Annotated in this window: 19 protein-coding genes; 7 read left to right on the top strand and 12 right to left on the bottom strand. The window is 72.4% G+C overall.

Annotated elements, in window-relative coordinates:
* The first annotated feature begins 27 nt into the window (after positions 1-27).
* The 3 genes from zwf to pgl are packed head-to-tail and all read left to right on the top strand — an operon-like array spanning position 28 to position 3,413.
* Positions 28-1,542: a glucose-6-phosphate dehydrogenase gene (gene zwf, locus C1I95_RS06835; protein ID WP_111212917.1), complete on the top strand. Its 1,515-nt coding sequence runs from the start codon at positions 28-30 to the stop codon at positions 1,540-1,542.
* A gap of 31 nt (positions 1,543-1,573) precedes the next feature.
* Complete coding sequence (locus tag C1I95_RS06830) at positions 1,574-2,590, top strand: glucose-6-phosphate dehydrogenase assembly protein OpcA (RefSeq protein WP_111212916.1); 1,017 nt, start codon at positions 1,574-1,576, stop codon at positions 2,588-2,590.
* Between the two features lie 58 nt (positions 2,591-2,648).
* Positions 2,649-3,413: a 6-phosphogluconolactonase gene (pgl, locus tag C1I95_RS06825; RefSeq protein WP_111212935.1), complete on the top strand. Its 765-nt coding sequence runs from the start codon at positions 2,649-2,651 to the stop codon at positions 3,411-3,413.
* 121 nt (positions 3,414-3,534) lie between these two features.
* Here the strand turns inward: pgl and C1I95_RS06820 are convergent, their stop codons facing one another.
* From C1I95_RS06820 to rapZ, 8 genes are all read right to left on the bottom strand, one after another.
* Complete coding sequence (locus tag C1I95_RS06820) at positions 3,535-3,879, bottom strand: RNA polymerase-binding protein RbpA (protein ID WP_111212915.1); 345 nt, start codon at positions 3,877-3,879, stop codon at positions 3,535-3,537.
* A 137-nt stretch (positions 3,880-4,016) separates the two neighbouring features.
* A complete protein-coding gene (gene secG / locus C1I95_RS06815) occupies positions 4,017-4,271 on the bottom strand; it encodes a preprotein translocase subunit SecG (RefSeq protein ID WP_111212914.1) in 255 nt (84 codons plus the stop codon).
* Between the two features lie 95 nt (positions 4,272-4,366).
* Entirely contained in the window at positions 4,367-5,158 is a 792-nt protein-coding gene (tpiA, locus tag C1I95_RS06810; protein WP_111212913.1) for a triose-phosphate isomerase, read from the bottom strand.
* The gene (locus C1I95_RS06805) at positions 5,158-6,381 is read right to left on the bottom strand and encodes a phosphoglycerate kinase (RefSeq protein WP_111212912.1); all 1,224 of its coding nucleotides are present in this window, start codon (positions 6,379-6,381) and stop codon (positions 5,158-5,160) included. The genes tpiA and C1I95_RS06805 overlap by 1 nt, the downstream gene beginning before the upstream one ends.
* Complete coding sequence (gene gap / locus C1I95_RS06800; protein ID WP_111212911.1) at positions 6,378-7,382, bottom strand: type I glyceraldehyde-3-phosphate dehydrogenase; 1,005 nt, start codon at positions 7,380-7,382, stop codon at positions 6,378-6,380. Before gap ends, C1I95_RS06805 begins: the two co-directional genes overlap by 4 nt.
* Positions 7,383-7,706: 324 nt before the next feature.
* Positions 7,707-8,687 (bottom strand): DNA-binding protein WhiA, encoded by a 981-nt coding sequence (gene whiA, locus C1I95_RS06795; RefSeq protein WP_111212910.1) that lies wholly within the window; start codon positions 8,685-8,687, stop codon positions 7,707-7,709.
* Between the two features lie 54 nt (positions 8,688-8,741).
* Entirely contained in the window at positions 8,742-9,716 is a 975-nt protein-coding gene (locus C1I95_RS06790) for a gluconeogenesis factor YvcK family protein (RefSeq protein WP_111212909.1), read from the bottom strand.
* Positions 9,713-10,561: an RNase adapter RapZ gene (gene rapZ / locus C1I95_RS06785; protein WP_111212934.1), complete on the bottom strand. Its 849-nt coding sequence runs from the start codon at positions 10,559-10,561 to the stop codon at positions 9,713-9,715. Before rapZ ends, C1I95_RS06790 begins: the two co-directional genes overlap by 4 nt.
* Before the next feature lie 238 nt (positions 10,562-10,799).
* Here rapZ and C1I95_RS06780 point away from each other — a divergent pair, with 238 nt between their 5' ends.
* Positions 10,800-11,435 (top strand): hypothetical protein, encoded by a 636-nt coding sequence (locus C1I95_RS06780; protein WP_111212908.1) that lies wholly within the window; start codon positions 10,800-10,802, stop codon positions 11,433-11,435.
* A gap of 72 nt (positions 11,436-11,507) precedes the next feature.
* Positions 11,508-13,409: a DNA helicase RecQ gene (gene recQ / locus C1I95_RS06775; RefSeq protein ID WP_111212907.1), complete on the top strand. Its 1,902-nt coding sequence runs from the start codon at positions 11,508-11,510 to the stop codon at positions 13,407-13,409.
* A gap of 86 nt (positions 13,410-13,495) precedes the next feature.
* Here recQ and uvrC read toward each other — a convergent pair whose 3' ends face one another.
* Positions 13,496-15,565 carry an excinuclease ABC subunit UvrC gene (uvrC, locus tag C1I95_RS06770; protein ID WP_111212906.1) on the bottom strand — a complete coding sequence of 690 codons (2,070 nt, stop codon included), beginning with the start codon at positions 15,563-15,565 and terminating at the stop codon, positions 13,496-13,498.
* A 194-nt stretch (positions 15,566-15,759) separates the two neighbouring features.
* Between uvrC and C1I95_RS06765 the strand changes: the two genes are divergently transcribed.
* Positions 15,760-19,032: a penicillin acylase family protein gene (locus C1I95_RS06765; RefSeq protein ID WP_199523630.1), complete on the top strand. Its 3,273-nt coding sequence runs from the start codon at positions 15,760-15,762 to the stop codon at positions 19,030-19,032.
* Between the two features lie 60 nt (positions 19,033-19,092).
* On the opposite strand, the gene C1I95_RS06760 is transcribed toward C1I95_RS06765, so the two are convergent.
* From C1I95_RS06760 to rsgA, 3 genes are all read right to left on the bottom strand, one after another.
* Positions 19,093-19,575, bottom strand: a complete 483-nt coding sequence (locus tag C1I95_RS06760) for a Rieske (2Fe-2S) protein (RefSeq protein ID WP_111212905.1) — start codon at positions 19,573-19,575, stop codon at positions 19,093-19,095.
* 166 nt (positions 19,576-19,741) lie between these two features.
* Entirely contained in the window at positions 19,742-22,681 is a 2,940-nt protein-coding gene (gene uvrA / locus C1I95_RS06755) for an excinuclease ABC subunit UvrA (RefSeq protein ID WP_111212904.1), read from the bottom strand.
* Between the two features lie 107 nt (positions 22,682-22,788).
* Positions 22,789-23,814, bottom strand: a complete 1,026-nt coding sequence (rsgA, locus tag C1I95_RS06750) for a ribosome small subunit-dependent GTPase A (RefSeq protein ID WP_111212903.1) — start codon at positions 23,812-23,814, stop codon at positions 22,789-22,791.
* Between the two features lie 169 nt (positions 23,815-23,983).
* On the opposite strand from rsgA, the gene C1I95_RS06745 reads away from it, so the two are divergent.
* A partial coding sequence (locus C1I95_RS06745) for a maleylpyruvate isomerase family mycothiol-dependent enzyme (protein WP_111212902.1) occupies positions 23,984-24,679 on the top strand: 696 nt, incomplete at its 3' end.

The following is a 24,679-nucleotide window of genomic DNA, read 5'->3' as shown; positions in this document are numbered from 1 at the left end:
TGTGGACGAGCGGAGCGAGGAGGCGGCGTGAACCCGCTGCGCGACCCGCAGGACCGGCGGTTACCGCGGATCCCGGAGCCGTGTGCTCTGGTGATCTTCGGGGTGACCGGCGACCTGGCCCAGAAGAAGCTGTTGCCCGCGGTGTACGACCTGGCCAACCGGGGGCTGCTGCCGCCCGGTTTCGTGGTGGTCGGGTTCGCCCGGCGGGACTGGGGCGACGGCGACTTCGCGTCGCTGGCCCGTGAGGCGGCCAAGGCACACTCCCGGACCCCGTGGCGGGAGGAGGTCTGGTCGCGGCTGGAGCACAACATCAAGTTCGTCGGCGGCTCGTTCGACGACGACGCCGCCTTCGACAACCTCGCGCACTGTCTGGAGAGCCTGCGCGACAGCCACGGCATCCACGGCAACGCCGCGTTCTACTTCTCCATCCCGCCGGCGGCGTTCCCGGTGGTGCTCAAGCAGCTGGCCCGCACCGGCATGGCCGACAACGAGAAGTGCGGCGGCTGGCGCCGGGTGGTGGTGGAGAAGCCGTTCGGGCACGACCTGCCGTCGGCGAAGTCGCTCAACGACCTGGTCGACGACGTGTTCACCCGGCAGGACGTGTTCCGCATCGACCACTACCTGGGCAAGGAGACCGTCCAGAACATCCTCGCCCTGCGGTTCGCCAACAGCCTCTTCGAGCCGCTGTGGAACTCGCAGTACGTCGACTCGGTGCAGATCACCATGGCCGAGGACGTCGGGATCGGCTCCCGGGCCGGCTTCTACGACTCGGTCGGCACCGCCCGCGACGTGCTGCAGAACCACCTGCTACAGCTGCTCGCCCTGGTCGCGATGGAGGAACCGACCAGCTTCGACGCCGACGAGATCCGGGCCGAGAAGCTCAAGGTGCTCAAGGCCATCACGCTGCCCAAGGACGTCGCGCAGGGCACCGTACGCGGGCAGTACCTGCCCGGCTGGGTCGGTGGCCAGCGGGCCAAGGGCTACCTGGAGGAGGACGGCGTCCCCGCGACCTCGACCACCGAGACGTACGTGGCGGTCCGGCTCGGCATCCAGAACCGCCGGTGGGCCGAGGTGCCGTTCTACATCCGCGCCGGCAAGCGGCTGCCGCGGCGGGTCACCGAGGTCGCGGTGATGTTCAAGCAGGCGCCGCACCTGCCGTTCAGCCCGGCCGACATGGAGATGCTCGGCAACAACCAGCTGGTGATCCGGGTCCAGCCGGACGAGGGTGTGGTGCTCAAGTTCGGCTCCAAGGTGCCGGGCACCACGATGGAGGTCCGCGACATCGCGATGGACTTCCAGTACGGCGAGGCGTTCACCGAATCCAGCCCGGAGGCGTACGAGCGACTGGTGCTGGACGTACTGATCGGCGACCGGACGCTGTTCCCCGACGCCGCCGAGGTCGAGCAGAGCTGGGCCGTGGTGGACCCGCTGGAACACGCCTGGGAGGGCACGAAGCCCGACTCCTACCGGTCCGGCGAGTGGGGTCCCCGGGCCGCCGACGAGATGCTGGCCCGCGAAGGCCGGGCCTGGCGGCGGGCGTGACTGAGCACCGCGAGCAAACCAGGAGGCTCCGTTGATCGGATTGTGGGACACCACCGGCAGCGAGGTGGTCAAGGCACTCGCCGCCGAGCGGCGCAGCGCCGGCGGAGTGGCCAGCGGCATGGCGCTGACGCTGATCGTGGTGGTGGACGAGAAGCGGGTCCGTGAGGCGGAGGCGGCGGCGACGATCGCCGCCGCCGCGCATCCGTGCCGGCTGCTGGTGGTCGTCCGCTCCGACGTCGACCGGGACCGCAACCGGCTCGACGCGGAGATCGTGGTCGGCGGGCGGCTGGGCCCCTGCGAGGCCGTGGTGACGCGGATGTACGGGCGGCTGGCGCTGCACGCCGAGTCGGTGGTGATGCCGCTGCTGGTGCCGGACGTGCCGGTGGTGACCTGGTGGCACGGCGAGCCGCCGGCGGAGATCGCCACCGACTTCCTCGGCGTGGTCGCCGACCGGCGGATCACCGACGCCGCCCAGGCCGCCGACCCGATCGCGGCGCTGGAGCAGCGCGCCCGGGACTACGCCCCCGGCGACACCGACCTCGCCTGGACCCGGATCACCCCGTGGCGCACCCTGGTCGCCGGCGCGTTCGACACCACCGATGCGCAGCTCACCGAGGCCACGGTGGTCGCGCCGCCGACCGACCCGACCGCCGCGCTGATGTGCGGCTGGCTGCGCAGCCGGCTCGGCATCGACCCACGCTGGGAACACACCCGGGAGTTCCCCCGCATGCGTGAGGTGCAGCTGCGCTGCGCCAACGGTGACGAGCTGACGCTGACCCGCGACGACAGCATGGCCACCTTCCGGCGGACCGGCCAGGAGGACCGCGTGCTGCCGCTGGTGCGCCGACCGCTCGGCGACGAGTTGGCCGAGGAGCTGCGCCGGCTCGGCTCCGACCAGGTCTACGCGGAGGCGCTTGGCGCCACCGCCGGGCTGACCGGCCTGGACCTGCGTCCCGGCCAGCGGGTGCACGTCTGGAAGGATCCGGCCACCGCCCAGCGGGCCGAGGCGGGGGTCACCGCACACTCCACGACGAGCACCGGATCCTGACCGACCCCCCAACGGGAGATGACACGACACGACCGCCGTGCGGTCGCGGAAGGACAGCATGAGTGAGGCGAGTGTCGCCGTCCACGCCGACGCCGACCTGCTGGCGCAGGCCGTCGCGGCCCGGTTGGTGGTGCGGCTGCTCGACGCGCAGGCCGCGCGTGGCCAGGCGTCGGTGGTGCTCACCGGCGGGCGGATCGCCGCGGCGGTCTACCGGGCGGTGACCGCGTTGCCGGCCCGGGACGCGGTCGACTGGTCCCGGGTGGACTTCTGGTGGGGTGACGAACGGTTCCTGCCCGCCGGTGACCCCGAGCGCAACGAGACCCAGGCCCGGGCGGCGCTGCTCGACGCGCTGCCGGTGGACCCGGCCCGGGTCCACGCGATGCCGGCCTCCGACGCCGGTGCCGACCCGGAGGAGGCCGCCGCCCGGTACGCGGCCGAACTCGCCCGGGCGGCCCGGCCGGGCACCGCCGTGCTGCCCCACTTCGACGTGCTGATGCTCGGCGTCGGCGAGGACGGGCACGTCGCCTCGGTGTTCCCGGAGCACCCGGTGCACTACGAGAGCCGACCGGTCAGCGCGGTGCGGGGCAGCCCGAAGCCGCCGCCGGTGCGGATCACCCTCACCCTGCCGGCGATCAACACCGCCGAGGAGGTGTGGCTGGTGGCCAGCGGCGCGGACAAGGCCCACGCGGTCGGCATGGCGCTGGCCGGCGCCGGGCCGGTCCAGGTGCCGGCGGCCGGCGTGCAGGGCACCGGCCGCACCCTCTGGTTGCTGGACCGCGCCGCCGCGGCCTCCGTACCCACCCGCCTCCGCAGCCTACGGTGAAAGGAAGGGCCCCTTATTAACGCCTGGTGAGGTGAAGGGGCCCCCTCTTAACACCGCGCCGGGCGAGCGGGCTCGGCGCGTGCCGGACGGCGGCGGGACGGTCGAGGGGACGGGTGCGGGCTCAGCGGGTGCCGCGACGGTGCCGCAGCGCGGCCAGGGCCTCGGCGAGGATGGCCTCACCCTCGGCTTCGGTGCGCCGCTCCTTCACGTACGCCAGGTGGGTCTTGTACGGCTCGGCCCGGGCCCGGCCCGGGGGATCCTGTGCGTCCTGGCCGGCCGGCAGCCCGCAGCGGGGACAGTCCCACACGGTCGGGGCCTGTACGTCGGCGACGATGCGGATGTCGGTGCGGTGCCCGTTGCGGCACCAGTAGCTGACCGACTGGCACGGGACCGGCTGGTGACGTTCGGGGTGGCGCGGGGGCGCGGACCCGACCCGGGCGCCCCGGATGACGTGGCCGTTCGACACGGCGCTCGCTCCTGTCGTCGGAGGGGACCGCCGTCGAGGGGTGGACGGCGGGCGACGCGGTGCAGCGGGTGAAACGGACTGCGCGCGGCCCGTCGAGTGACGGACCGCGCGCAGATTGTACGACTAGATGGGCCTGCTCAGACGCCCACCTCAAGCCGGATCCAGAGCCCGAGCCCGACAATGCAGGCGAACCAGACGATGCCCACCAGAACGGTGTAGCGGTCGAGGTTCTTCTCGGCCACCGACGAGCCGGCAAGGCTGGAGCTGACGCCACCGCCGAACATGCTGGACAACCCACCGCCCTTGCCGCGGTGCAGCAGAATGAACATGGTGAGCAGAACGCTCGTAATGACCAGCAACACGATCAACGTGTAGGCGAACCAGATCGGCATGGCGGGGGTCAGTCCTCTCGTTACGATCCTCGCCCGGGCAGTGCGGGCACGGCGGCACCGACCGGCGGACGGGCGGAGTCAAGGATAGCGAGCGATCAGCCGGCGATGTGCTCCGGGAACCGGCAGATCTTCGCGAACTCCTCGGCGTCCAGGCTGGCACCGCCCACCAGGGCCCCGTCCACGTCCGGCTGCGACATGATCGCAGCGACGTTCGACGACTTCACCGACCCGCCGTAGAGGATCCGGACCTGGTCGGCGGTGCTCTGGTCGAAGGTCTCGGCGAGCCGCTCCCGCACCGCGCCGCACACCTCCTGGGCGTCGTCCGGGGTGGCCGTCTTGCCGGTGCCGATCGCCCAGACCGGCTCGTACGCGACGACGACCTTCGTCACCTGCTCGGCGGTCAGCCCCTTCAGGGCCCCGTCGAGTTGTTCGCTGCAGTGCGCCACGTGGGTGCCCTGCTCCCGGACGTCCAGCCCCTCCCCCACGCAGAGGATCGGGGTGAGCCCGTGGGTCAGCGCCGCCTGCACCTTGGCGCCCACCAGCGCGTCGTCCTCGCGGTGGTAGACCCGCCGCTCGGAGTGCCCGACCACCACGTACGTGCAGCCCAGCTTGGCCAGCATCGACCCGGCGATCTCGCCGGTGTACGCGCCCGAGGCGTGCGGGGAGACGTCCTGCGCGCCGTAGCCGATGAGCAGCTTGTCCCCCTCCACCACGGTCTGCACCGTGCGCAGGTCGGTGAACGGCGGCAGGACCACCGTCTCCACGTCGGTCAGCTGCTTCTCGTTGAGGCTGGCGGCCAGCTTCTGCACCAGCAGGTTCGCCTCGAGGTGGTTCAGGTTCATCTTCCAGTTGCCGGCCATCAGGGGCCGGCGGGAAGTGCTCGCCATCAGTTCTCCAGGGCCGCGATGCCGGGGAGGGTCTTGCCCTCCAGGTACTCCAGGGAGGCGCCGCCGCCGGTCGAGATGTGCCCGAAGGACTTCTCGTCCAGCCCCAGCTGCCGCACCGCTGCGGCCGAGTCACCGCCACCGACGACGCTGAACGCGTCGGCCTCGGCGATCGCCTCGGCGACGCCTCGCGTGCCGTTGGCGAACGCCGGCATCTCGAACACGCCCATCGGGCCGTTCCAGAAGATCGTCCGGGCGTTGGTCGGGCCGCCGGCCGTCGACCCCTTGAGCGCGGCGGCGAACCCGGCCACGGTCTCCGGCCCGATGTCGAGCCCGACCCGCTTGCTGGGGATGCCGTCGGCCGGCACCACATGGTGCTCGGCGTCCGGGGCGAAGGCGACCGCGGCCACCACGTCGACCGGGAGCATGATCTTGCCCTCGGAGCGCTCCAGCAGGTTGCGGCAGGTCTCGACCATGTCCTCCTCCAGCAGCGAGGAGCCCACCTCGTGACCCTGCGCCTTGAGGAAGGTGAAACACATGCCGCCGCCGATGAGCAGCCGGTCGACGGTCGGCAGCAGCGCCTCGATCACGGCGAGCTTGTCGGAGACCTTCGAACCGCCGAGGACCACCACGTACGGCCGCTCGGGGTTGGCGGTGAGGGTGGAGAGGACCTCCACCTCGCGCAGCACCAGCCGGCCGGCGACGTGCGGCAGCCGGGCCGGCACGTCGAAGACGCTGGCGTGCTTGCGGTGCACGGCGCCGAACGCGTCGTCCACGTACGCGTCGGCCAGCGCGGCCAACTCGTCGGCGAAGGCGCCCCGCTCGGCCTCGTCCTTGCTGGTCTCTCCCTTGTTGAAGCGGAGGTTCTCCAGCAGCGCGACCTCGCCGTCGGCGAGCCCGGCCACGGTGGACCGGGCGGAGTCGCCGACGGTGTCGGTGGCGAAGTGCACCGGAGCCCCGAGCAGTTCGCCGAGCCGCCCGGCGACCGGACTGAGGCTGAACTGCGGATCCGGCGAGCCCTTCGGCCGGCCCAGGTGCGAGCAGACGACCACCCTGGCACCGGCGGAGACCAGCGCGCCCAGCGTCGGCAGCACGGCGCGGATCCGGCCGTCGTCGGTGATCTCGCCGGTCTGCTTGTCGAGCGGGACGTTCAGGTCGGCGCGCACCAGCACGCGCCGACCCGACACCCCCTCGGCGAGCAGGTCGTCGAGGGTACGGATGCTCACAGCGAGCTACCCACCAGCTTCACGAGGTCCACCAGGCGGTTCGAGTAACCCCACTCGTTGTCGTACCAACCGACCACCTTGACCTGGTTGCCGATGACCTTGGTCAGCGGCGCGTCGAAGATGCACGACGCCGGGTCGGTGACGATGTCGGCGGAGACGATCGGGTCCTCGTTGTAGACCAGGATGCCCTTGAGCGGGCCCTCGGCGGCGGCCTTCAGCGCGGCGTTGACCTCGTCCACCGTGGTCTCCCGGCCGACCGTGACGGTCAGGTCGGTGGTGGAGCCGGTGGGGATCGGCACCCGCAGCGCGTAACCGTCGAGCTTGCCCTTGAGGTCCGGCAGCACCAGGCCGATGGCCTTCGCGGCACCGGTCGAGGTCGGCACGATGTTCAGCGCGGCGGCCCGGGCCCGGCGCAGGTCCGAGTGCGGCGCGTCCTGCAGGTTCTGGTCCTGGGTGTACGCGTGGATGGTGGTCATCAGACCCTGCTTGATGCCGAACGTGTCGTGCAGCACCTTGGCCATCGGCGCCAGGCAGTTCGTGGTGCAGGAGGCGTTCGAAATGATGGTGTGCTTGGCCGGGTCGTACTGGTCCTGGTTGACGCCCATGACGACCGTGACGTCCTCGTTCTTCGCCGGGGCGGAGATGATGACCTTCTTGGCCCCGCCGTCGACGTGCGCCTTGGCCTTGGTGGCGTCGGTGAAGAAGCCGGTCGACTCGATGACGACGTCGACGTTCAGGTCGCCCCACGGCAGGTTGGCCGGGTCCTTCTCGGCGTACGCCTTGATGGTCTTGCCACCGACGGTGATCTCGTCTGCGGTGGCCTTGACCTCGTGCGGCAGACGACCCAGGATGCTGTCGTACTTGAGCAGGTGGGCGAGCGTGGCGTTGTCGGTGAGGTCGTTGACTGCCACGACCTCGACGTCAGCGCCCGACGCCAGCACTGCCCGGAAGAAGTTGCGGCCGATCCGGCCGAAGCCGTTGATGCCAACCCGGATGGTCACAGGTCCCATCTCCTCGCGTTTTGGTCCGCCGGCGTGGAGACCCTCGGCCGGCGAAGTGGTGTGCGCCGACCGCTGGAGCCGGCCGTTGACGGTTCATCTCGGCCACCCCGCCGCGGTCCGAGGGACCTGACCGCCCGAGGCGGTGGGTACGGCGGGGGGCGCCGGTGCCGGCCCCCTTGCCGTACGCAGCGACCATATCCGAGCGCGCCGACCCGTGCCGCGCCGGGTGGTAGCCATCCGGTGCCGTCGGCCGTCGCGCCGTCCCGGCGGCGCGCAGCGGCAAGACGCGCCCGCCGGCCCGCCCCGAGACGACCCACCGTCCTATCAGACCACGAGCATGTCGGGCGTGACGGCCGCTTCGGTATCCGGGATGCCCAGGTCCCGCGCCCGTTTGTCGGCCAGCGCCAGCAACCGGCGGATCCGGCCCGCGATGGCGTCCTTGGTCAACGGCGGATCGGCCAGCGCACCCAGTTCCTCCAGGGACGCCTGCCGGTGCTCCAGCCGCAGCTGACCGGCCGAGGTGAGGTGCTGCGGCGCGTCGTCGGCGAGAATCTCCAGGGCCCGGGTCACCCGGGCCGCGGCGGCCACCGCCGCCCGCGCCGAACGCCGCAGGTTGGCGTCGTCGAAGTTCGCCAGCCGATTGGCCGTCGCCCGCACCTCGCGGCGGACCCGGCGCTCCTCCCAGGCCAGCACACTGGCGTGGGCACCGATCCGGGTGAGCAGCGCGGCGATCGCGTCGCCGTCCTTGACCACCACCCGGTCGACGCCCCGCACCTCCCGGTTCTTCGCGGTGATACCGATCCGGCGGGCCGCGCCGACCAGCGCCAGTGCCGACTCCGGACCGGGGCAGGTGATCTCCAGAGCGCTGGAGCGGCCCGGCTCGGTCAGCGAGCCGTGCGCCATGAACGCGCCCCGCCACGCCGACACCGCGCAGCAGACGTTGGCGGCGACCACGTGTGGCGGCAGCCCCCGCACCGGCCGGCCCCGCACGTCCAGCAGGCCGGTCTGCCGGGCCAGCGCCTCGCCGTCCTTGACCACCCGGACGATGAAGTGGCTGCCCTTGCGCAGCCCGCCGGAGGCGAGCACGTGGATCTCACTCGGATAGCCGTAGACCTCGGCGATCTCCCGCCGCAGCCGGCGGGCCACCGCGCCGGTGTCGAGTTCCGCCTCCACCACCACCCGGCCGGAGACGATGTGCAGCCCACCGGCGAACCGCAGCAGCGCCGCCATCTCCGCCCGCCGGCAGCAGGGCTTGGGCACGTCGACCCGACTCAGCTCGTCCTTGACCGCAGCCGTCATCGCCATTGTGCGTCCCCTCACGGACCGGTTCCGGCGTGTCGCCGGAGATTACGTACGTGTCTAACGATCGGCGCCCAGGACGGGCACCAGGGCGGCGCCCAGGGCAGCCGGATCATGACGGGGAGTACCGTCGTCGACCGCGACGGGGGCGAGGACCAGTCGGGCTCCCAGCGATTCTGCCGCACCGTCGACCGGTTCGGGGTCACCGACCGCCTTGGAGTCGGCGAGCACGAAGTCGACCGCCAACTCCGGCAGATACCACCGCAGCGCCGCTAGATGGTCGGCGACCGACAGGCCGAGGGTCTCCTTCTCGGCGGCGAGGTTGAGGGTGACCAGCCGCCGGGCCGGGCTGGCCAGGATCGCCGCGGCCAACTGGGGCACCAGCAGGTGCGGCAGCACGCTGGTGTACCAGCTGCCCGGACCGAAGATCAACCAGTCGGCGACGCCGATCGCGGCGACCGCCTCCGGGCACGCCACCGGCGCCTGCGGGGTGAGTCGCAGCGACTCGACCCGCCCGGTGGTGACCGCGACCTGGTGCTGACCCCGTACGGTGCACACCTCGTCGGGCCGGCCCGGGTCGGCCCCGCGTACCTGAGCCTCGATGTCGACCGGCTGGCAGGACATCGGCAGCACCCGACCGACCGCGCCGAGCATCGCCCCGGCGTGTTCCAGGGCGACCACCGGATCGCCCAGCGACTCCATCAGCCCGCAGAGCACCAGGTTGCCCACCGCGTGCCCGGCCAGCCCGTCGCCCCGGCCGCCGTCGCCGGCCACCTCGGCGAAGCGGTGCTGGAACAGCCCGGCGCTGCGCCGGGTGGCGGGATGGTCGCCGGCCAGCGCGACCAGCGCCTGCCGCAGGTCACCCGGGGGCAGACCGCCCCGCTCGGCGCGCAGCCGCCCGCTGGAGCCGCCGTCGTCGCCCACGGTCACCACCGCCGTGATGTCCAGGTCCAGCTCCGGAGCGCAGCGGCGCAGCGCCCGCAGCGAGACGGACAGGCCGTGCCCGCCGCCGAAGGCCACCACCCGGACCGTCATTCCCGCCCCAGGTCCCGGTGCTGGGCGTTGGCGGCCAGCCCGAGGCGGCGCAGCCGGGCGGCCAACTCCTCGGCGATCGCCACGCTGCGGTGCTTGCCGCCGGTGCAGCCGACCGCCACGGTCAGGTACCGCTTGCCCTCCCGCTCGAAGCCGGCGGTGGTGGCGTTGACCAGGTCCGCGTACCCGGTGACGAAGGCGTCCGCGCCCTCCTGCCCCAGCACGTACGCGCTGACCGCCTCCTCCCGGCCGGTGTGCTCGCGCAGCTCCGGCACCCAGTACGGGTTGGGCAGGAACCGGGCGTCCAGCACGAAATCGGCGTCCGGCGGCAGGCCGTACTTGAAGCCGAAGGAGATCACGGTCAGCCGCAGCCGGCGGGCGTCCTCCCCGCCGAACAGCTCCTCGATGCGCCGGCGCAGCTGGTTGACGTTGAGGTGGCTGGTGTCGATGATCACGTCGGCCTGGTCGCGGGCCTCCTCCAGCAGGCCACGCTCGACCGCGATACCGTCGGCGAGCCGGCCGTCGCCCTGCAACGGGTGCGACCGCCGGACACTCTCGAACCGGCGGATCAGCACCTCGTCGTCGGCGTCGACGAAGATCACCCGGGGCGCGTAGCCGCGCTCCTTCAGCTCCCGGATCGCCTCGGCCAGGTCGGTGGAGAAGGCCCGGGACCGCACGTCCAGCACCATCGCCGTACGCCGGGCCGCCCCACCGGCCTTCACGGCCAGCTCGGCCATGTCCAGCAGCAGCGCCTGCGGCAGGTTGTCCACGACGTAGAACCCGACGTTCTCCAGGGCCCGGGCCACGGTGCTGCGCCCGCCGCCCGACAGGCCGGTGACCACGACCAGTGTGGTGTCCGTCTCGCCCGCCGCCGTCCCGGACTGCTCCGCCGGAACGCCGGCGCGATGACCGGTCGTGTGCGCCTCGCCCACCCATCAACCCCCAAGCCGTGGCGCCACGGTCGGTGCTGACCGGGCGCGGTCAATCTGCGACTCTAGCTCGCCGGCCCCGGGTGAGGTGCGATACGCCGCCGGGCCTGTCGGCTGACTGACGGCGGGCGACGGGTTGCGCCGTTATCCTCCGGCAATGGGCAGGCACGGGGCGCGGCTGCGCTGGGTGGTGGCCCTCGTGTCGGTGACGGTCGCCGTGCTGGCCACGGTGGACCGGTTCGTCGAGCGCGAGCGCGAGTGGGCACACGGCGGTGAGCAGGTCGCGGTGACCGTCGAGGCCCGTCTACCCGAGCCCGAGCGGGTATCCGGCGCGGCTGCCACGCTCGGCTGGCCCGACGCGCAGAACCAGGTCCGCGGCGATCCCGAGAACCAGTCGGTCGTGCTGCGGCTGCGCTGGTCCGGGCCGAGTCGGGCGGGTAGGTACCAGGTGATCCTGCTGGACACCCGGGAGACTCCCGCTCGGGTGGTCCGCCCGTACGGCGGCTGGGATGCCGCCGGTCACATCGGCCGCAGTTGGGCCGACGCGTACGAGGCGCTGTCCGAACGCTACGGGTGGCTCGCCGGCACCGCCGCCGACACCGCCGACCCGGCGGATCTCGGTGGGGTACCCACCCGGGCCGTCGGTGACGGCAGCCTGGTCGCGGTGTTCCGGCTGGGACAAGATGCGCTGCCGCTGACCGACCCGTCGCGCCTGGTGGTGGCGTTCTGCTACGTCGACGTCGACGGTGAGGTGCGCTGGGCCAAGCGGGTGCCGGTCCCGGCGGCACCCTGAAGGTCAGCCCGCGAGCCGTGCCGAGGGCGCGGCACCCCACACGGCACGAGCAAGCGCTCGTAGAATCCTCGGATGGCCTCCCCCGCCGACCTCATTGCCGCCGCCCACCCAGCCGCTGACGGTTTCGCCACCATCGACGCGGGCGACGACGACTCGGCGGCGCTGCGGACACTGCGACGGGTCTTCGGGTACGACTCCTTCCGCGGCTTCCAGCGGGAGGTCATCGACCACGTGGTGGCCGGCGGCGACGCGCTGGTGCTGATGCCGACCGGCGGCGGCAAGTCGCTGTGCTACCAGATCCCGGCGCTGGTCCGGGACGGCGTCGCCGTGGTGGTCTCGCCACTGATCGCGCTGATGCAGGACCAGGTCGACGCGTTGACCGCGGTCGGGGTCCGGGCCGGCTTCCTCAACTCGACGCTGGATCTGGACACCCGCCGGCTGGTCGAGGCGGAGTTCGTGGCCGGGGAGATCGACCTGCTCTACCTGGCGCCCGAGGCGCTGGCCAGCCGGGCCACGCTGAACCTGCTCGACCGGGGCCGGATCAGCCTGTTCGCGATCGACGAGGCGCACTGCGTGTCGCAGTGGGGTCACGACTTCCGGCCGGACTACCTGAACCTGTCGATGCTGCACGAGCGCTGGCCGGGCGTACCCCGGATCGCCCTGACCGCCACCGCGACCAGCGCCACCCGGGCCGAGATCGCCACCCGCCTCAAGCTGGCCGAGGCGCGGCACTTCGTGGCCAGTTTCGACCGGCCCAACATCCAGTACCGCATCGCGCCCAAGCGGGAGGCGCGCAAGCAGCTGCTCGCCCTGCTGCGCGACGAGCACCCCGGCGACGCCGGCATCGTCTACTGCCTGTCCCGCGCCTCGGTGGAGAAGACGGCGGAGTTCCTGCTCGCCAACGGCGTCGACGCGCTGCCGTACCACGCCGGCCTGGACGCGGGGACCCGCGCCGCCAACCAGCAGCGCTTCCTGCGCGCCGACGGCGTGGTGATGGTGGCGACCATCGCCTTCGGCATGGGCATCGACAAGCCGGACGTCCGGTTCGTCGCCCACCTCGACCTGCCGAAGTCGGTCGAAGGCTACTACCAGGAGACCGGCCGCGCCGGCCGCGACGGGCTGCCGTCCACCGCCTGGCTGGCGTACGGGCTGCAGGACGTGGTGCAGCAGCGCAAGATGATCGACACGTCGGAGGGCGACCTGGCCCATCGGCGTAACCTCGCCGCCCACCTCGACGCGATGCTGGCGCTCTGCGAAACGGTCCGCTGCCGCCGGGTGCAGCTGCTCGACTACTTCGGGCAGAGCATCGATGCCACCTGCGGCAACTGTGACACCTGCCTGGAGCCACCCGAGTCCTGGGACGGCACCATCGCCGCGCAGAAGCTGCTCTCCACGGTCTTCCGGCTGGATCGGGAGCGCAACCAGCGGTTCGGCGCCGGGCACTGCGTCGACATCCTGCTCGGCCGCAGCACCGACAAGATCGTCCAGCACCGCCACGACGCGCTGACCGTCTTCGGCATCGGCGACGAGCTGAGCGAGGCGGAGTGGCGCGGCGTGGTGCGGCAGCTGCTGGCCGAGGGACTGCTGGCCGTCGAGGGCGACTACGGCACCCTGGCACTCACCGAGGCCAGCGCCGAGGTGCTCGGCCGGCGGCGCACGGTGATGCTGCGCCGCGAGCCGGCACGTCCGGCGCGATCGGCCCGGGCGGCCAAGCCCCGGGGCGCGGCCACGATGGTCGCCGAGCTGCCGGCGGAGGCGGCCGGCACCTTCGAGCGGCTCCGCGCCTGGCGGGCGGCGACCGCGAAGGAGCAGGGTGTCCCCGCGTACGTCGTCTTCCACGACGCGACGCTGCGCCAGATCGCCGCCGACACCCCGTCCTCGCTGGCCGAGCTGTCGCAGGTCAGCGGCGTCGGGGAGAACAAACTGGCGAAGTACGGCGAACAGATCCTCGCGGTGCTCGCCGGCTCGGACTGACCCGCTGCCGCCGTCGGCTCGACAGGGCCGGCGACCAACACCAGCCCCCGGCAACCGGCCGTCGCGCCGGAGCTGGGGAGCGGTGGTCAGTCGGTGGACACCTGCTTGCCGTCGGCGTCGAGCGCGGTGAGGATCGCCTCGGCGGTACGTCGGCCCACGCCGGGGACCTCGGTGATCTCCTCCACGGTGGCCGACGATAGGCGCTTGAGCGAGCCGAAGTGGCGCAGCAACGCCTTGCGGCGTACCTCGCCGAGGCCGGGGACGTTGTCGAGCGCGGAGGTGGTCATCCGCTTGGAGCGGCGCTGCCGGTGGAAGGTGATGGCGAAGCGGTGCGCCTCGTCGCGTACCCGTTGCAGCAGGTAGAGCCCTTCGGACGCGCGCGGGAGGATGATCGGGAACTCGTCGTCGGGCAGCCAGACCTCCTCCAGCCGCTTGGCCAGGCCGCAGAGCGCCACGTCATCGATGCCCAGCTCGGCGAGGGCCTGGGCGGCGGCGGCCACCTGCGGTGCACCGCCGTCGACCACCACCAACTGCGGCGGGTACACGAACTTGCGCGGCCGGCCGGTGGTCGGGTCGACCAACACCCCTATCCTCGGCTCGTCGCCGCCAGCACCATCGCCCTCAACGCCATCGCCCTCGACCCCGGCGGCCCCGACACCGTTGACGCCGGGCCCGACACCGTCGCTCGTGGCAGCGGCGGCGGGATCCGTCGGGGCGGCGAGGTCGACGGCGGACTCGATGCCGGCCTCGCCGGTCTCGCCGCGGGCGTCGAGGTAGCGGGCGAAGCGCCGGCGCAGCACCTCGGACATCGCGGACAGGTCGTCGGTGGCGCCCCGGATGATGAACCGGCGGTACTCGCTCTTGCGGGGCAGCCCGTCCTCGAAGACGACCATGCTGGCCACCACGTCGGTGCCCTGGATCTGTGAGATGTCGAAGCACTCGATGCGCAGCGGCGCGGTCCGCATGTCGAGCGCCTCGCTGATCTCGTCGAGGGCCTTGCTGCGGGTGGTCAGGTCGCCGGCCCGCTTGAGCTTGTGCCGGGCCAGGGCGTCGGTGGCGTTGCGGCCCACCGTCTCCAGCAGGGCGCGCTTGTCGCCGCGCTGCGGCACCCGCAGCGCCACCCGACTGCCCCGGTGGGTGGTCAGCCAGTCGGCCAGGGCGTCCGCGTCCGCGGGCAGCTCGGGCACCAGCAGCTCGCGCGGCACGTCGGCCTCGCCGTGCTCGCCGCCGTAGACCTGCGTGCAGAAGTGGTGCACGAGGTCGCCCGTGGTGAGGTCCTCAGTCTTCTCCACCACCCAGCCGCGCTGGCCGCGCACCCGCCCGCCCCGGACGTGGAAGACCTGGACGGCGGCTTCGAGCGGGTCGTCGGCGAAGGCGACCACGTCGGCGTCGGTGCCGTCGCCGAGCACCACGGTCTGCTTCTCCATCGCCCGGCGCAGCGCGGCGATGTCGTCGCGCAGCCGGGCCGCCCGCTCGAACTCCAGCTCGGCGCTGGCCTCGGTCATCTCGCGTTCGAGTTTGCGCACCATGGTGTCGGTGCGCCCGGCCATGAAGTCGCAGAAATCATCGACGATCTCCCGGTGCCGCTCGGCCGACACGCTGCCGACGCACGGCGCCGAGCACTTGCCGATGTAGCCGAGCAGGCACGGCCGGCCGACCTGGCCGGCCCGCTTGAACACCCCGGCCGAGCAGGTCCGGGCGGGGAAGACGCGCAGCAGCAGGTCAAGCGTCTCGCGGATCGCCCAGGCGTGCGAGTACGGCCCGAAGTAGCGCACCCCCTTGCGCTTGGCGCCGCGCATCACCTGCAACCGCGGGTATTCCTCGTCGAGGGTCACCGCCAGGTAGGGGTACGACTTGTCGTCGCGGTAACGGACGTTGAACCTCGGGTCGTACTGCTTGATCCAGGTGTATTCGAGCTGGAGCGCCTCGACCTCGGTGCCGACGGTGACCCAGTCGACGGCCTCGGCCGTGGTGACCATCTGCTGGGTGCGCTGGTGCAGCCCCCAGACGTCGGCGAAGTAGGAGTTGAGCCGGCTGCGCAGGTTCTTCGCCTTGCCGACGTAGATCACCCGGCCGGTGCCGTCGCGGAAACGGTAGACCCCCGGCGCCTCGGGGATCGTGCCCGGCGCGGGACGGTAGGTCGACGGATCAGCCACACTCCGAGACTAGTCCGCACCCCCGACAGCCCAGATCATCCCCGGGTGGCCGATCCGGTGACCGCCGCACCGAACCGACCGGCGCGTCCTGATTGACGCCTTCCAATATCGCGCGGCGGAGCCTACCATCCAGTAACCGAATGTTCTTCATGTAATGATCCCGCCCGATGGCCCCCCGTCCACAGAGGATCGCCATGACTACGCACACCGCCACCCGCCGGCTGCTCGCCGGCGCGACCACCGCCATCGCCGTCGCTGCGTCCCTCGTCGCCGTCCCGACCACCGCCACCGCCGCGGCCACCACCGGGTCCGCCGTCGCGTCCAGCGCCCTCGCCACGAACGTCGCCAGCGCCTTCGCCGCCAACGACTACTGCCTCGGTGAGTGCTCGGAGATCCTGCCGCCCGGCCAGAACGGCAACGCCACCCTGGTCGAGATCCTGGGCAACCAGGCCTTCGGCACCCTGCCCCGGCACTCCGCCGACCAGCTCGACAAGTACGCAGACCTCGTCTACGGCTACGCCGGCCTCCGGGCGGACCAGATCAGCACCTTCTTCCACGACGCCACCTTCGGCGTGCCGCCCAGCCAGGTCGAACGTGACTACTCCCCGCGCTCCGACGTGCGCATCGTGCGGGACAAGGCGACCGGCGTCCCGCACATCACCGGCACCACCCGGGGCGGCACCATGTACGGCACCGGGTACGCCGGAGCCGAGGACCGGCTCTTCACCATGGACCTGCTGCGGCACGTCGGCCGGGGCACCCTGACCCCGTTCGCCGGTGGCGCCCCGGGCAACCGGGCCCTGGAACAGAGCGTCTGGCGCACCTCCCCGTACACCGAGGCGGACCTCCAGGCCCAGGTCACGGCGCTGCGGCAGAAGGGCGGTACGCGCGGGGAGCAGCTCTACGCCGACGTGCAGGAGTACGTCGCGGGCGTCAACGCGTACATCCGGGCCTGTATGGCGGGGCGCAACTGCCCCGGAGAGTACGTGCTGACCGGGCACCTCGACGCGATCACCAACGCGGGCGGGCCGAAGCCGTTCGCCACGACCGACCTGATCGCGATCGCCGGGGTGGTCGGCGGCCTGTTCGGCGGCGGGGGCGGCACCGAGATGCAGTCCGCGCTGGTCCGGATCGCCGCCCGGGCCAAGTTCGGCCCGGTCGAGGGTGACCGGGTGTGGAACGCGTTCCGGGGGCAGAACGACCCGGAGACCGTGCTGACCCTGCACGACGGGCAGAGCTTCCCGTACGGCGACGCCAGCCCGGACGCCCCCAGCGTGGCGCTGCCGGATGCCGGCTCCGCCCGGGTCGAGCCGATCTTCACCGACCCGACCGGCTCCGCCACCGCCGCCGCGACCCCCGCCTCGAACAGCGGCTCGGAGCTGGCCGCCGCGCTGTCCGGGCTGACCGTCGACCCGGCCCACCGCGGCATGTCCAACGCGGCGGTGATCTCCGCCGCGCACTCCGCGACCGGCCACCCGATCGCGGTGTTCGGGCCGCAGACCGGCTACTTCTCCCCGCAGCTGCTGATGGTGCAGGAGTTGCAGGGCCCCGGGATCAGCGCCCGGGGAGCCGCCTTCGCCGGACTCAACCTGTACGTCCTGCTCGGCCGGGGCCAGGACTACTCCTGGAGCGCCACCTCCTCCGTCCACGACATCACCGACACCTACGCGGTGCCGCTCTGCGTGCCCGGCGGCGGGACACCGACGCTGGCCAGCAACCATTATCTGTTCCGCGGGCAGTGCCGGGCGATGGAGGAGCTGTCCCACGTCAACCGGTGGAACCCGACCACCGCCGACGGCACCGCGGCCGGCTCGTACAAGCTGGTCGCCTGGCGCACCAAACTGGGCCTGGTGGCCTGGCGCGGCACCGTCGGCGGCGCACCGCACGCCTTCACCCAGCTGCGCTCCACGTACGGGCGGGAGGCCGACTCGGCGATCGGCTTCCAGATGTTCAACGACCCGACCGCGATGGGTTCCGCCGCGGCGTTCCTCAACTCCGCGCACCACGTCGAGTACGCCTTCAACTGGTTCTACGTGAACTCCACCGAGTCGGCGTACTTCAACTCCGGGCTCAACCCGTTGCGGGCCGCCGGCGCCAACCCGAACCTGCCGATGAAAGCCGAACGCGCCTACGAGTGGCAGGACTACGACCCGGACGCCGGCACCGCCCGCTACGCGCCGCGCTCGGCCCACCCCCAGTCGATCAACCAGGACTACTACATCAGCTGGAACAACAAGCAGGCCAAGGACTTCGGGGCCGCCGACGGCAACTTCAGCTTCGGCGCCGTACACCGGGGTGACCTGCTGGACAAGCCGGTGAAGGCGGCCGTCGCGGCGGGCCGCAAGTTCGACCGGGCCTCGCTGACCGAGCTGGTGCAGCGGGCCGGCCTGACCGACCTGCGCGGAGCCGAGGTGCTCGGCGAGCTGATCCGGGTGCTGGAGAGCCAGCCCGTCACCGACGGCGCGCTGGCCACCGAGATCAGCCGGCTGAAGGCCTGGCGGCAGGCCGGCGCGCTGCGGGTCGAGACCGCCAAGGGTGCCAAGGTGTACCAGCACGCCGAGGCGATCCGCACCTTCGACGCGTGGTGGCCGCTGCTGGTACGGGGCATGTTCCGTGATCCGCTCGGCGCGGACCTCTACCAGTCCCTGGTCAACACGATGCAGGTCAACGAATCACCGTCCGGCCTTCAGCAGGGCGACGTGTCGAACCTGCCGTCGTCGGCGAACAGCGCCCAGACGCACAAGGGCTCGTCGTTCCAGTACGGCTGGTGGGGGTACGTCGACAAGGACCTGCGGGCGGTCCTGGGTGACCCGGTCGCCGGGGGCCCCGGGCGGGCCTTCTGCGGCGACGGGAACCTCGGCTCCTGCCGGCAGATCCTGCTCGACACCCTGCGCACGGCGGCGGCGACGCCGGCCGCCCAGGTCTACCCGGGCGACGCCAGCTGCGCCGCCGGCAACCAGTGGTGCGCGGACGCGATCATCCAGTCCCCGCTGGGCGGGATCAAGCACGCCACCATCGCCTGGCAGAACCGTCCCACCTACCAGCAGGTCGCCTCGTTCCCGGCCCGGCGCGGCGACGACCTGACCAACCTCACCGTCGGACGGCCGGTGACGGCCTCCAGCAGTCAGCTCGGCAACGGCGCCGCCCGGGCCGTCGACGGTGACCTCGGCACCCGGTGGGCCAGTTCCTGGTCGGACAACCAGTGGATCCGGGTGGACCTGGGCACCGTACGGCAGATCGGCCGGGTGGTGCTGGCCTGGGAAGCGGCGTACGCCCGGTCGTACCGGATCGAGGTCTCCAGCGACGGCACCAACTGGCGGGAGGTCTGGTCGACCACGGCGGGCGACGGCGGCACCGACGTCATCGCGTTCGCCCCGCAGCAGGCCCGGTACGTGCGGATGTACGGCCTGACCCGGGGCACCTCGTACGGCTTCTCGCTGTGGGAGCTGTCCGGGTACGCCCACTGAGATCGGCGATCGCGGCCGGGGCGGAGCCGCCCCGGCCGCTGCCGACCGCCAGTGGGTGCCTCAGGCCAGCGAGATGTGGTCGCCGCTGACCTTGATCTCCTTGGCCGCCAACGGCGTGGTGGCCGGGCCCGCCTTGACCGAGCCGTCCTCGATGGAGAACTTGCTGCCGTGGCAGGTGCAGTTGATGGTGCCGCCGTCGACGTTCGACACCGGGCAGCCCTGGTGCGTACAGATCGGATCGAAGCCCTTGAACTGGCCGGCGGCGGGCTGGGTGATCACCACGCCCTGGGCGGCGAAGACCGCGCCACCGCCGACCGGGATGTCCTGGGTCTTGGCCAGCGACTGGGCGCCCTTCCGGTCCGCGCCGCCGGCGTCGCCGGTGTTGGTGACCTGCGGTCCGCCGCTGGTCGGCGCCGAGCCGTTGCCGGTGCCCTCACCGCCGCACGCGGCCAGGACCACCGCCGCACCGACCGCGCCCGCACCGGTGAGCAGGGCTCGGCGGGTACGCATCTCCGGTCCGGCGAGCACCTGATCGTCACTCATGCCAGCACTCCTGTCTGTTCGGCCACCACCGTGCATGATCCGTGGCTACGTTCACATACCCGGACCACTCTGCCCGGCGGTTCACCCGATCGGCTACTCGCCGGCGGCGGCGCGACGGCCAGCGGGACGCCACCGCACCGCACCACGGCGCACCGGGGCGCCCGGCTCAGCGGGCTGCGGCGGCTTTCCGGCCGCCGCGGGACCTGCTGCCGTTGGCCTTGGCCGCCCGGGCGGTGGCCGCCGCCGCGCCCTTCGCCGAACCGTCGAGCTTGAGCACGGTACGCAGGAACTGCCCGGTGTGGCTCTCGGCGACCTCGGCGACCTCCTCCGGGCTGCCGGTGGCGAGCACCGTGCCGCCCCGGTGGCCGCCCTCGGGACCCATGTCGATCAGCCAGTCGGCGCTCTTGATCACGTCGAGGTTGTGCTCGATCGTGATCACCGTGTTGCCCTTGTCGACCAGGCCCTCCAGCACCAGCAGCAGCTTGCGGATGTCCTCGAAGTGCAGGCCGGTGGTCGGCTCGTCGAGCACGTAGACCGTCCGCCCGGTGGAGCGCTTCTGCAACTCCGAGGCGAGCTTGACCCGCTGCGCCTCACCGCCGGAGAGGGTCGGCGCCGGCTGGCCCAGCCGTACGTAGCCGAGGCCCACGTCCACCAGCGTCTTGAGGTGCCGGTGGATGGCCGGGATGGCGGAGAAGAACTCGGCCGCCTCCTCGATCGGCATCTCCAGCACGTCGGAGACGGTCTTGCCCTTGTAGTGCACCTCCAGGGTCTCCCGGTTGTACCGGGCGCCCTTGCAGACCTCGCACGGGACGTACACGTCGGGCAGGAAGTTCATCTCGATCTTGATCGTGCCGTCACCGGAGCACGCCTCGCAGCGGCCACCCTTGACGTTGAACGAGAACCGGCCCGGACCGTACCCCCGGACCTTGGCCTCGGTGGTCTCGGCGAACAGCTTGCGTACGTGGTCCCACACGCCCGTGTAGGTGGCCGGGTTGGACCGTGGGGTACGGCCGATCGGCGACTGGTCGACCCCGACGACCTTGTCCACGTGCTCCAGCCCGGCGACCCGGGTGTGCCGGCCGGGCACCAGCCGGGCGCCGTTGACCTGATTGGCCAGCACGGCGTACAGGATGTCGTTGACCAGGGTCGACTTGCCGGAGCCACTGACCCCGGTGACGGCGATCAGCTGGCCCAGCGGGAAACTCACGGTCAGGTTGCGCAGGTTGTGCTCGCGGGCGCCGTGCACCACCAGCTCCCGCCCCGGCGTCTGCGGGCGGCGGCCCGTGGGCGTCGGGATCTCCCGGCGCCCCGACAGGTACGCCCCGGTCACCGACTCCGGGTTCGCCAGCAGCGCCGGCACCGAGCCGCTGTGCACGATCTGGCCGCCGTGCTCGCCCGCGCCGGGACCGATGTCGACGATCCAGTCGGCGGTGCGGATGGTGTCCTCGTCGTGCTCGACCACGATCAGCGTGTTGCCCAGGCCACGCAGCCGGACCAGGGTCTCGATCAGCCGGTGGTTGTCCCGCTGGTGCAGCCCGATCGACGGCTCGTCCAGCACGTAGAGCACGCCGACCAGACCGGAACCGATCTGGGTGGCCAGCCGGATGCGCTGCGCCTCACCGCCGGAGAGGGTGCCGGCCGGCCGGTCCAGGGAGAGGTAGTCCAGCCCGACGTCGAGCAGGAACCGCAGCCGGGCGTTGATCTCCTTGAGCACCCGCTCGGCGATCAGCTTCTGCCGGTCGGTCAGCTCGATGCCGGCCAGCAGGTCGGCGCACTCGCCCACCGACAGGTTGCAGACCTCGGCGATGCTGCGCCCGGCCAGCGTGACCGCGAGCACCTCGGGCTTGAGCCGGGCACCGCCGCAGGCCGCGCACGGCACGTCGCGCATGTAGCCCTCGTACTTGTCCCGCGACCACTCCGACTCGGTGTCCGAGTGCCGGCGCTCGATCCACTGCACCACGCCCTCGAAGCCGGTGTAGTACGAGCGCTCCCGGCCGTACTTGTTGCGGTAGCGCACGTGCACCTGGTCGTCGGAGCCGTGCAGGATGGTCTTCTGCGCCCGCGACGGCAGGGCCCGCCAGGGCGTGTCGACGTCGAAGCGCTCCGCCTCGCCGAGCGCCTCCAGCAGGCGCAGGAAGTATTCCAGGTTGTGCCCGGTCGCCCAGGGCTGGAGCGCGCCCTCGCGCAGGGTGCGCTCCGGGTCCGGCACGACCAGCTCCGGGTCGACCTCCTTCTTCGTGCCCAGGCCGGTGCACTCCGGGCAGGCGCCGTACGGCGCGTTGAACGAGAAGACTCGGGGCTCGAGATCCTCGATGGCGAGGGGGTGGTCGTTGGGGCAGGCCAGATGCTCGGAGTAGCGGCGCTCCCGGTCGGGGGCGTCCTCCGCCAGGTCGACGAAGTCGAGCAGCACCAGACCACCGGACAGGCCGAGCGCCGCCTCGACCGAGTCGGTCAGCCGCTGCTTGGCGCTCGGCTTGACGCTGAGCCGGTCGATCACCACCTCGATGGTGTGCTTCTCCTGCTTCTTGAGCTTCGGCGGCTCGGTGAGCTGGTGCACCACGCCGTCGACCCGGGCTCGCGCGTACCCCTTGGCCTGGAGCTCGGCGAACAGGTCGACGTACTCGCCCTTGCGGCCCCGCACCACCGGGGCGAGCACCATGAACCGGGTCCCCTCGGCCATCGCGAGGACCCGGTCGACGATCTGTTGCGGGCTCTGCTTGGAGATCCGCTCGCCGCAGACCGGGCAGTGCGGCTCACCGACCCGCGCGAAGAGCAGCCGGAGGTAGTCGTAGACCTCGGTGATGGTGCCGACGGTGGAGCGGGGGTTGCGCGAGGTCGACTTCTGGTCGATGGAGACCGCCGGGCTCAGGCCCTCGATGAAGTCGACATCCGGCTTGTCCATCTGGCCGAGGAACTGCCGGGCGTACGACGACAGCGACTCGACGTACCGGCGCTGCCCCTCGGCGAAGATCGTGTCGAAGGCCAGGCTCGACTTGCCCGACCCGGACAGCCCGGTGAACACGATCAGGGCGTCCCGGGGCAGGTCGAGGCTGACGTCACGCAGGTTGTGCTCACGTGCGCCACGGATGATCAGACGGTCGGCCACGGTCCGTGTACTCCCGGGTGAGAATGAAGAGGAGGATCTGTCCGCTTCGGGGTGATCCGAGCGGTTGTGCCGGCGCGGAAACGCGCCCCGGCAACTGTAGACCCGCCCTACGACAACTTTCCCCGTCGGCGGATCGGGCGGGTGGCGCGGCGGCGGGTTTCGTGGGCGACCTCGCCTTGCAGCCGACGCCAGCTCTCCCACCGCCGGGCGGTCAGCGCGCCGGACTCCAGCGCCTCGCGCACCGCGCAGCCCGGCTCCGTCTCGTGCCCGCAGTCGCCGTACCGGCAGCCGGCGGCGAGGTCGGCGATGTCGACGAAGGCCCGATCGAGCCCGGCCGAACCGTCCAGCAGGCCGACCGCCCGGACGCCGGGGGTGTCCAGCACGGCACCACCGCCGGGCAGCGGCACCAGCGCCCGCCAGGTGGTGGTGTGCCGGCCCTTGCCGTCGACCCGGCGGATCGCCTGGGTGGGCATCACCACCGCCCCGGCCAGCGCGTTGACCAGGCTCGACTTGCCGGCCCCGGACGGCCCGAGCAGGCCGAGGGTCCGCCCCGGGGCCACCTCGGCGCGCAGCGGGTCCAGCCCGGTGCCGCGCTCGGCGCTGATGGGCAGCACCGGCACCCCGGGCGCGACGGCCGCGAGCTGGCGGGCCACCGCCGCCGGGTCGGCCGCCAGGTCGGTCTTGGTCAGCACGACCAGCGGCCGGGCGCCCGACTCGTGCACCAGGGAGAGCAGCCGCTCGATGCGGCCGGCGTCCGGCGCGGGGTGCACCGGCTCCACCACCGCGGCGGTGTCCAGGTTGGCGGCCAGCAGTTGGCCGCCGGCGTCCTTGCCGGCGGTCCGGCGGATCAGTGCGGTACGCCGGGGCAGCACCGCCTCCACCGTCACCCGCCCGTCGGGCCAGGTGCCGAGCAGCACCCAGTCGCCGGCACAGGGCAGTCTGGTGGCATCGCCCACGGCGGCGGCCAGCACGGCCCCGCCCAGCGTGGCGCGCAGCGGCCCGTCCTCGGCGAGCACGGTGCAGACGCCGCGGTCGACCCGGGCCACCCGGCCCGGACGGTGATCGGTGCGGATACGACGCAGGTACGCCGCCCGGTCGGTGTCCCAACCCAGGGCGGTCAGCGTGACGGTCATGTCTCCTCGTTCAGGGTCGGTGCGGGTGATACAGACGTGCGGTGACCGGCATGACCACCACCTCCTCCGCTCCGGCGCCGCGAACCATCTCGACGGTAGGGCCGGCGGTGCCGCGCCGGAAGTGAATTCCGCGGCGACGCGGCACGCGCGGGCGGTTAGGGTCGGGTACGTGACCATGGACCCCCTTCTGTTGATCGGCGACGTGGACGACGCGACGACTCGCCTGCTGCGGACGGCGGCCCGGCTCGACGCCACCGACCTCGCGGCACCGTCGCTGCTGCCGGGCTGGACCCGCGGTCACGTCCTCGCCCACCTGGCCCGCAACGCCGACGGTCTCGTCAACCTGCTCACCTCGGCCCGCACCGGCGAGCAGATCCCGATGTACGCCAGCGCCGAGGCGCGTACCGCCGACATCGAGGCCGGCGCGGCCCGGCCACCCGAGGAGCACCTGGACGACCTGCGCCGCAGCGCGGACCGGTTCGCCGAGGCGGTCGCGGCGATGCCGGTGCCGGCGTGGGGCGCCACCGTCGAGACCCGACGGGGCCCCTGGCCGGCCGCCCTGCTGGTCTGGGGGCGGCTGCGGGAGCTGGAGATCCACCACGTCGACCTGGCCGCCGGCTACCGGCCGACGGACTGGTCGGAGGCGTTCGGCCACCGGCTGCTGCACGAGGTGGCCACCGCCTTCGCCGGCCGCGACGACGCCCCGCCGATGGTGCTGCGCTTCGACGGCAGCCGCCACGAACTGGTGGTCGGCGACCGCGAGCAGGCCCCCGTCGTCACCGGTCCGGCAGCCGAACTCGCCGCCTGGCTCACCGGCCGTAGCGCCGGCACCACCCTGTCCGTCACCCCCGACGGTCACCTGCCC

Origin of the sequence: Micromonospora craterilacus (assembly GCF_003236315.1) — a bacterium.
Classification (GTDB): Bacteria; Actinomycetota; Actinomycetes; order Mycobacteriales; family Micromonosporaceae; genus Micromonospora; species Micromonospora craterilacus.
This window is presented reverse-complemented; position numbering and strand designations above follow the sequence as displayed.